The following is a 246-nucleotide window of genomic DNA, read 5'->3' as shown; positions in this document are numbered from 1 at the left end:
GGGGGCGTGCTGACAGAGGCTGTACGAAGAAGACCTTATCAAGTTATTCTCTTTGATGAAATTGAAAAGGCGCATCCTGATATCTTTAATCTGCTGCTGCAAGTGTTGGATGAAGGGCGCTTGACCGATAGTCAAGGAAGAACGGTCGATTTTCGAAACACTTTGTTGATTATGACCTCAAATCTTGGCGCTGAATTTTTAACCGCTTTGCCTGAAGGACAAACGGTAAATCAAGCAAAAGACGAT

Annotated in this window: 1 protein-coding gene; it reads left to right on the top strand. The window is 43.5% G+C overall.

Annotation, left to right across the window (positions count from 1 at the left end; genetic code table 11):
* Window positions 1-246: AAA family ATPase (locus ACFINC_RS11605; RefSeq protein ID WP_375617297.1), on the top strand; the 246-nt coding region annotated here is incomplete at both ends.

The sequence above is a fragment of the Bartonella sp. AP58NXGY genome (genome assembly GCF_042195785.1).
In the GTDB taxonomy this organism is placed as follows: domain Bacteria; phylum Pseudomonadota; class Alphaproteobacteria; order Rhizobiales; family Rhizobiaceae; genus Bartonella.
The sequence above is the reverse complement of the archived record's forward strand: the minus strand, read 5'-3'. Positions and strand labels throughout refer to the sequence as shown.